Source organism: Acidocella sp. (assembly GCF_028687955.1).
Lineage (GTDB): Bacteria > Pseudomonadota > Alphaproteobacteria > Acetobacterales > Acetobacteraceae > Acidocella.
Map to the genome: position 1 here is coordinate 1 of NZ_JAQTZC010000081.1, position 8,169 is coordinate 8,169.

The following is an 8,169-nucleotide window of genomic DNA, read 5'->3' on the forward strand; positions in this document are numbered from 1 at the left end:
GCCGCCTGCAATTCCCCCACCCCGACGGCGGCACCTTAACCGTCGAAGCCCCCCTGCCTAAACACATGCGCGACAGTTTTTTACACCTGGGTTTCACCATCCCGGAGACAATGAAACCGAAACGCAGTGTTTAGCGTTGAAAAGCCGCAACAAAAGCCGCAACACAAGCGCGATGGCGCCGGATTAACCCGCCACGCACGGCCCCGCGCGCATACCAGTCAGCCTTAAGGCTGACTGGTATGCATCTCCTGAAATCATTCCTTTTCCGCACCAAACCCGCACAAATTGGGGTGCAAGTAAAAAATTAAACTTCATAAACAGCACATTGCAGCACGAACGTCACAAATGCTCCACGTGAAGCCCCGCCCCGGCACAAAAACACCGGCACAAAAAACGCCGTGCGGTTTCCCACACGGCGCTTTTCATTTCACCTTTGAAAATTTAGCGGCGCAGGCTCAACCGGCCGATCAGATCCTGGTAGCGCTTCACATTCTTGCGCTTCAGGTAATCCAGCAGCGAGCGGCGCTGACCAACCAGCACGAGCAAACCGCGGCGCGAATGGAAGTCCTTCGCATGGGTCTTCAGATGCTCGGTAAGGTTGGAGATGCGCTCGGAGAGCAGGGCAACCTGCACTTCGGGGCTGCCGGTGTCATTCTCGGCGGTCGCGTATTCGGCAATCAGCGCCGTGCGGCGCTCTGGCGTAATCGACATCGTGATATCCTTCACGAAAATTGTTGAATCAACCGCTCCGGCTTCAGCCACCCATCGGAGAGTCGGGCCAGCGCCAGAACGCGCCCCGCCGCCAGCACGCGAACCAGCCCTTCATCAGGATTGGCGGCATCTGGAATCCGCCCCATCAGGTCAACCAGGTTAATCGCCTGGCCTTGCGAGAGGGCATGAGCTTCAACGGCCGTCAGGGCCAGTGCCGGGATGTCGTCCAGCGCGGTCTCGAGCGGCCGAACAAGTTCGGCAAGTGCGCCCGGCGTATGCGACGGATCGAGGATCGTGTCCATACCAACCGCCATGTTTTCCAGGAACGGCCCCACGCGCAGCCGCCGCAGCACCACGATATGCCCCACCGTGCCGCAGGCCCGCGCCAGGTCGCGCGCCAGCGAGCGCATGTAAACCCCCTTGCCGGATTCCACCTCAAATTCGGCGGTGTCGGCATCGGGCCGGCCGATCAGCTCAAAACGGTCCACCTGCGCCGGGCGCGGCGGCAACTCCGGCGGGGCGCCTGCGCGCGCCAGATCATAGGCGCGTTCGCCATCAACCTTAATGGCCGAAAACGCCGGCGGAATTTGCATGATATTGCCCCGGAACGCCGGCAGCGCCGCCTGTATCTGTTCATCCGTGGGGCGCGCATCGCTGGCCGCCGTCACCGCGCCCTCGGCATCGTCGGTGTCGCGCGCCTCGCCAAAGCGGATGGTAAAATGGTAAAGCTTGGTGCCATCCATCACATAAGGCACGGTTTTGGTCGCGTTGCCCAAAGCGATCGGCAGAATACCGGTGGCCAGCGGGTCCAGCGTGCCGCCGTGCCCTGCCTTCTGCGCGTCAAGCGCGCGCTTCACCTTGTTCACCGCCTGCGTGCTGGTAATCCCCTGGGGCTTGTCCAGGATCAGCCAGCCGTCGAGCTTGCGGCCACGCTTTTGTTTAGCCATATCAAATCCAATCATGAATGAGACACGGCTGATAGCGAAAGCCACGCGCGGCGGAAAGCCACGCGCGGCGAACATTTATTCATAATTTTTCCATCCAGGGTTGCTCGTTAACTCCACGGCAACCTCGTTCTGTTGAAAAAGACATGTCGGCGACAAGTCCGGCGCCCCTCACCCGGAGGATTGCCCACATGTCAGGTATAGGCACATCAGGTATAACTTTTCCGAATCCGCCCGTCTCCCGCCTGGTGCCCTCCTATCCTTCTGCTTACGGGCAAGCACTGCCGCCGCCACAGGCCCTGCCCAAACGGGAAAAATTCATCGGCTTCGCGTATGATGAGGCGAGCGCGGCCGTGCTGCACGGGGTACTCTCGCCCTACCTGCATGATAACAACCAGATCCATGTGGTGAATTTCCGCACCAGCCTGGCAATTCTCGCGGCCATGACCACGCCCGAGATCGTGATCATCGACCTTTCCGGCGAGGACCAACCGATCAACGCCGTCATGGAGCTTGCCGAGGTGGTCGAGCCCGGGACAACCGTGCTGGCCATCGGCGAGACCATGAACGTGAATTTCTACCGCACCGTGACCAAAGGCATGGGGATCAAGGAGTATCTCCCCAAACCGCTCAACCAGGCGAGCCTGGAGCAGAATTTTCTACCCATCATCCGTAACATGGCCCAGGACACCGGCAACCGGCGCAACGGGCGGTTCGTAATGTTCACCGGCACACGCGGCGGCACCGGCACTTCCACCGTCGCCACCAATCTCGCCTGGCTGATCGGCAATGAATTGCATCGCCACACCGCGCTGGTGGATGCCGATCTGTATACCGGCACCATCGCGCTCAACCTCAACCTCAGCGCCAACAACGGGCTGGGAACGGCACTGGCGGTGCCCGAACGGGTGGACCAGCTGCTGCTGGAGCGTTCCATGCAGCCGGCGGGGGACCGTCTGCATGTCCTCGCCGGGCAGGAAGGGCTGGGCAAGGACTTTGACTACAAGCCCGGCAGTGGCGCCACGCTCGTCAAGGCGCTGCACGCGCGGTATAATTTTGTCGTGATGGATGCCGGCAACCGGCTTTCCGCCTTCTCGCGTGACCTCATGAGCCTGGCGCAGCAGCATGTCATCGTCATGGACCCGAGCATGATCTCCGTGCGCAATCTGGAGCGGCTGCAAGCCCTGGCGCGCAACTATCCTCAAACCTCCCGGCCGCTGGTTGTGCTTAACAAGGCGCAAGCGCCAGGCGGGCTCTCCCAGAGTTATCTGGAACAGAATATGGGGATGCGCTTCGATGCGGTAATCCCCGACCTGCCGCGCATCGTGCCCAAAGCGAACCAATTTGGCACCCCGGCGGCCTCCGTGCGCGGCCCCTTCCGCGACGCGATCGCCACCCTGGCCAAGGCGCTGGGCGCAACGCCTTCAACAGAGGCGCCATAAGCCGGGGATTAGGATTTTGCGGCATATTCGGGTATAAAGCGCGCTAGTCCTGACGATTCTGGAGCATCCGCTTTTATGTCTGAACCGCTGCCGCCGACCTCGCCCGAAACCCCGAAAGACGATGCTTATGACGCCGCTTCCATCAGCGTGCTGAAAGGGCTGGATGCCGTGCGCAAACGCCCCGGCATGTATATTGGCGACACTGATGACGGCTCAGGCCTGCACCACATGGGCTTTGAGATCATCGACAACGCGGTGGACGAAGCCCAGGCCGGCTACGCGAACCGGGTGGAGGCGACCCTCAACGGCGACGGCTCAATGACCGTGCGCGACAATGGCCGCGGCATCCCGATCGACATCCACGCCGAGGAAGGCATCTCGGCGGCGGAGGTGGTGCTGACCAAGCTGCACGCCGGCGGCAAATTCAACCAGAATTCCTACAAAGTCTCCGGCGGCCTGCATGGTGTGGGCGCCGCGGTGGTGAACGCGCTCTCCGAATGGATGGAAGTGCGTATCTGGCGCAATGGCGAGGAGCATTTCATCCGCTTCGAGCACGGTGAAACCATGGCGCCGCTCAAGCTGGTCGGCCCTTCCGGCCAGCCCAACGGCACCGAAGTCACCTTCAAACCCTCCGCCGGGACTTTTACGCATACCGAATTCGACTACGCAGTGTTCGAGCGCCGGTTGCGCGAGCTGGCCTTCCTCAACTCGGGCCTCGCCATCATCCTGCGCGATGAGCGCCATGATCCGGTACAGGAAGCCAAATTCCATTACGAAGGCGGCGTCGCGGAGTTCTGCTCCTGGCTCGATCGCGCCAAAACCCCGGTGCTGGCCGCGCCCATCACCTCCATCGGCGAAGCCAAGGAACATGGCATCCGCGTTGAATTCGCGATGACGTGGAATGATTCCTACCACGAGACCATGCTCTGCTTCACCAACAACATCACCCAGCGTGACGGCGGCACGCATCTCGCCGGTTTCCGCGCCGCGCTGACCCGCGTGGTGAGCAAATATGCACAAGGGATGAGCAAGAAGGACAATCTGGAATTCTCCGGCGAGGATATGCGCGAAGGCATGACCGCGGTGCTCTCGGTGAAAGTGCCGGACCCGAAATTCTCATCCCAGACCAAGGATAAACTCATCTCCTCCGAAGTGCAGCCGGTGGTGCAGGCGGCCGTGGCCGATGCGCTCAGCCATTGGTTCGAGACGCATCCGAAGGAAGCAAAGAGCATCGTCGGCAAGGTGATGGACGCCGCCGCCGCCCGCGAAGCCGCCCGGCGCGCGCGCGAACTCACCCGCCGCAAGGGCGTGCTCGATATTTCCTCCCTGCCCGGCAAGCTGGCTGACTGCCAGGAGCGCGACCCTGCGAAGTCCGAGCTTTTCCTCGTCGAGGGTGACAGCGCGGGCGGGTCCGCCAAACAGGGACGTGACCGCAAATTCCAGGCGATTTTGCCGCTGAAGGGCAAAATCCTCAACGTCGAGCGCGCGCGGTTTGACAAGATGCTGGGCAGCCAGGAAATCGGCACACTGATTACCGCGCTTGGCACCGGCATCGGCCGGGGTGAGCCGGAACAAGGCGGGTTTGATGAGACCAAATTGCGCTACCACCGCATTGTCATCATGACGGACGCGGATGTCGACGGTTCGCATATCCGCACGCTGCTGCTCACGTTTTTTTATCGCCAGATGCCAGAGCTCATCGAGCACGGCTATCTCTACATCGCGCAGCCGCCGCTTTACCGCGCCAAGCGCGGCAATGAGGAACGCTACCTGAAGGATGACGACGCGCTGGAGACCTATCTGCTTGAGCGCGCATTGGGCGAGGCCGCCCTCACCGCCGCCGATGGCACGCTTTACGCCGGTGACGAGTTACGCGGCGAAATGGCTTGGCTCGGCCAGGTGGTGCACCGTTTCAATGCACTCTCGCGCCTGCTGCCGATCACCTATCTGGAGCAAATGGCCATCACCGGCCTTCTGGCCACTGAGGCGCTGGGCAACCCGGAGCGCGACCGGGCGCTGGCAACACGGCTGAACAGCAACGCCGCCCCCACTGAACGCGGCTGGATCGTCACCTCCGATGCCTCCGGCGTGACCCTGGGGCGCATGGTGCGCGGTGTCGCCGAACGCTACACTGTGGATGCCGCCGTGCTGCGCACCACCGAGGCCCGCTACCTCGCCGAACGCGGCGCACGCCTCGCACAGCTTTTTGGCACCGATGCCACATTAAGCATCGACGGTCCGCCCAAGCCGATTCACGGCCCGGTGGCCCTGTGGGAAACCATGCTGAGCTATGGCCGCAAGGGGCTTGCCATCAACCGCTTCAAAGGTCTTGGCGAGATGAACCCGGACCAGCTCTGGAAAACCACCCTCGACCCGCAGATGCGCCGCCTGTTGCAGGTGAAAATCGCCGATGCGGAGGATACCGACCAAATCTTCTCCACCCTCATGGGCGACATTGTGGAGCCGCGCCGGGATTTTATCGTCACCAACGCGCTCAAGGTCGCCAATCTGGATACCTGAGGCACATGGGCTTACCCCTTCTGCCCGCCGCATTCGCGGCGGCGCCGGGGGGCAGGACGCTATACCGTGAACTGCTCGGTGATGATGCGTTCGGAGAGGGCGCGATCAGGGTCGAAGAGGACGGTGGCACCAACGCTGCGATCCTCGCTAACCGCGACGGAGACGACATTGCGGACCTCGGTAAAATCCGCCACCGCGGCGACGGGGCGTTTATCCGGCTCCAGGATTTCAAACAGCACATCCACCGTGGAGGGCAGCAGCGCACCACGCCAGCGCCGGGGGCGGAAGGCGGAAATGGGGGTGAGCGGCAGGAGGTTCGCACTGAGCGGGATGATGGGCCCGTGGGCGGAAAGATTATAGGCGGTGGAACCGGCGGGGGTGGCGATCAACACGCCGTCGCAGATCAACTCCTCCAGGCGCACGGTATGGTCCACATGGATGCGGATTTTGGCGGCTTGGCGCAGTTGGCGGAGCAACGAGACCTCGTTGAGGGCCATGGCTTCTTCCACCACGCCCGAGGCGGTGATGGCGTGCATGCGCAACGGATGGAGGACGCTGGGATGCGCGCGGGCAATGCGCTCCTGTAGGCCCGGCTCCAGAAATTCATTCATCATGAAGCCAACAGAGCCGCAGTTCATGCCGTAAACGGGTTGGCTGGTGCCCAGCATTTTATGCAAACATTCAAGCATCAGCCCGTCGCCGCCCAGGGCGACGATGACATCCGCCTCACGCTGATCGCAATTGCCATAAGTGGCTGTCAGCCGCGCCTGGGCCGCCTCGGCGATCTCGGTCCGCGCGGCGATGAAGGCGATTTTCAAACGAGCTTCCGGTGTTCGAGCACCGGCATATTGGCGCGCACGCGGGCGGTGAAGGCTTTGTCGATACGCGAGGTGGCCCAGCCGATGCCATCGGAGGCTTTGGCGACGACATGGCCCCAGGGGTCGACGATCATGGAATGGCCGTAGGTGGCGCGGGCCTCACCGTCGGCATCGCGGTGGATGCCGGTGCAGGCGGGGGCGGCGAACCAGCATTGCGTCTCAATCGCGCGGGCGCGCAGCAGTACCTCCCAATGGTCCTTGCCGGTTTGCAGGGTGAAAGCGGCGGGCAGGATGATGAGGTCAACATTCTTGCGGCGCAGGGCGAGAAAAAGCTCGGGGAAGCGCAGATCGTAGCAGATGGCGAGGCCGATATGCGTGCCGCCAGCGTGACAGGTAACCACCGCCTCCCCGGCGCCGTAGGTCGCGCTTTCGCGATAGCCCTGGCCGTCGGGGGTGGTGGTGTCAAACAAATGGATTTTGCGGTAGCGGGCCAGTTCCACACCGACGGGGGAAAAGACAAGGCTGGTGTTGTAGAGCCGCTCGCCGGCCAACTCGCCGATGGAGCCGCCGTGGATGTAAATGCCGTTGGTCTCGGCCATCTGGCGCAGAAACTCATAGGCCGGGCCGCCCATCTCACCGGCGGCGGGCAGCGCCTCGGCGGCGGCGAATTTCTGCTCGCGGCTGCCGCCCAAGCAGGTCCATATTTCCGGCAGCGCGATGAGGTCTGGCTTGTCCGCCGCGATCGCGCCTTCAATCAGGGCGCGGGCCTGCGCAATGTTCTGCGCCTTGTCCGCCCCTGGGGACATTTGAATCACGCTCAAGCGCATATGTCCGGTCTCCTTCAATCTGGGCCGAACATAGCTTTAATCGGCGGCGCTGACCACGGCCACCAGCGAAAGGCCAAAGGGCAGGTTGACCCGTGGCAAAACCAAGGCCTCCGCGCCGAAAACCAGGGTGAACAGGGCGTTCACCGGCCCAGGGGGGATGCTGGTGCCGCTGGCCTGCCGCGTGCCGCGCAGCCGGTCCAGCCAGCGGGCTGCGAAGGCGAGCGGAGCCAGGGCAATGTTCATAAAGCTGAGTTTTTGCACCCTCAGCCCGGCGGCGCGCAGCCTGGCTGCAAATTGCGCGCGGGTGTAGCGGCGTATGTGATGCAAGGCGATATCATGCGGGCCGAACAGCGAGGGATGCGCCGGAACGGTGATGAGCGCGCGGCCGCCCGGCGCCAGCAGACCGCGGATCGCACGCAGAGCGGCTTCGTCCGCCTCGACATGCTCCAGCACATCGAACAGGCAGACCAGATCGAATTCATGCCCCTCAAGCGGCAGATCCTCAGGCAGTATGCCGTGGTGGACGGCCGCCTTCCCTCCCCTGGTTTTGGAAATCTCACGCGCGGTCTCGTTCATCTCAACCGCGGTGACGCTGCCAAATTGCGCCAGCAACGCGAAATTGCCGCCCGTGCCCGAGCCGAGTTCAAGGATTCGCGCGTTGGCCGGAAGCTTCATGCTGCCGATGAGCGCGCCCAGAATACGCCGCCGCCCGGCGAACCACCAATGCCGCGCCTCGACCGCCGCCATCTCGAGATAGGCTTCAGCTTCCATCAGGGTTCCCATAGGTTTTGCGGATGAGGTAGCTCGGCCGCTGTTTGGTCTCAACATAGATGCGGCCGATATATTCACCCAGCAGGCCGATGCTGATGAGCTGCACGCTGCCAAAAAAGGTGATGGCGACGAAGAG

At 62.6% G+C, this 8,169-nt stretch carries 7 protein-coding genes; 2 read left to right on the forward strand and 5 right to left on the reverse strand.

Annotation, left to right across the window (positions count from 1 at the left end):
- Positions 1-441: 441 nt before the first annotated feature.
- Together rpsO and truB are read right to left on the reverse strand one after the other, a co-directional pair.
- Complete coding sequence (gene rpsO, locus PHE40_RS09795) at positions 442-711, reverse strand: 30S ribosomal protein S15 (RefSeq protein ID WP_291422853.1); 270 nt, start codon at positions 709-711, stop codon at positions 442-444.
- 11 nt (positions 712-722) lie between these two features.
- Positions 723-1,658, reverse strand: coding sequence for a tRNA pseudouridine(55) synthase TruB (gene truB / locus PHE40_RS09800; RefSeq protein WP_299961272.1), 936 nt, complete (start codon positions 1,656-1,658; stop codon positions 723-725).
- 245 nt (positions 1,659-1,903) lie between these two features.
- Between truB and PHE40_RS09805 the strand changes: the two genes are divergently transcribed.
- The gene (locus PHE40_RS09805) at positions 1,904-3,097 is read left to right on the forward strand and encodes a cellulose synthase operon protein YhjQ/BcsQ (RefSeq protein WP_299961274.1); all 1,194 of its coding nucleotides are present in this window, start codon (positions 1,904-1,906) and stop codon (positions 3,095-3,097) included.
- 75 nt (positions 3,098-3,172) lie between these two features.
- Positions 3,173-5,617 carry a DNA topoisomerase (ATP-hydrolyzing) subunit B gene (gyrB, locus tag PHE40_RS09810; RefSeq protein ID WP_299961276.1) on the forward strand — a complete coding sequence of 815 codons (2,445 nt, stop codon included), beginning with the start codon at positions 3,173-3,175 and terminating at the stop codon, positions 5,615-5,617.
- A 59-nt stretch (positions 5,618-5,676) separates the two neighbouring features.
- On the opposite strand, the gene PHE40_RS09815 is transcribed toward gyrB, so the two are convergent.
- From PHE40_RS09815 to PHE40_RS09825, 3 genes are read right to left on the reverse strand one after another with little or no spacing between them, the layout of a single operon-like run.
- Positions 5,677-6,435, reverse strand: a complete 759-nt coding sequence (locus tag PHE40_RS09815; RefSeq protein ID WP_408838991.1) for an NAD kinase — start codon at positions 6,433-6,435, stop codon at positions 5,677-5,679.
- On the reverse strand, positions 6,432-7,262 hold the full coding sequence (locus tag PHE40_RS09820) for a carbon-nitrogen hydrolase family protein (RefSeq protein WP_299961278.1): 831 nt from the start codon (positions 7,260-7,262) through the stop codon (positions 6,432-6,434). Before PHE40_RS09820 ends, PHE40_RS09815 begins: the two co-directional genes overlap by 4 nt.
- A 36-nt stretch (positions 7,263-7,298) precedes the next feature.
- A complete protein-coding gene (locus PHE40_RS09825) occupies positions 7,299-8,033 on the reverse strand; it encodes a bifunctional 2-polyprenyl-6-hydroxyphenol methylase/3-demethylubiquinol 3-O-methyltransferase UbiG (protein WP_299961280.1) in 735 nt (244 codons plus the stop codon).
- Positions 8,034-8,169 lie beyond the last annotated feature (136 nt).

Coding starts and splice junctions, on each gene's coding strand:
- rpsO (WP_291422853.1), bottom strand. CDS start 711: ATGTCGATTACGCCAGAGCGCCGCACGGCGCTGATTGCCGAATACGCG.
- truB (WP_299961272.1), bottom strand. CDS start 1,658: ATGGCTAAACAAAAGCGTGGCCGCAAGCTCGACGGCTGGCTGATCCTG.
- gyrB (WP_299961276.1), top strand. CDS start 3,173: ATGTCTGAACCGCTGCCGCCGACCTCGCCCGAAACCCCGAAAGACGAT.
- PHE40_RS09820 (WP_299961278.1), bottom strand. CDS start 7,262: ATGCGCTTGAGCGTGATTCAAATGTCCCCAGGGGCGGACAAGGCGCAG.
- PHE40_RS09825 (WP_299961280.1), bottom strand. CDS start 8,033: ATGGAAGCTGAAGCCTATCTCGAGATGGCGGCGGTCGAGGCGCGGCAT.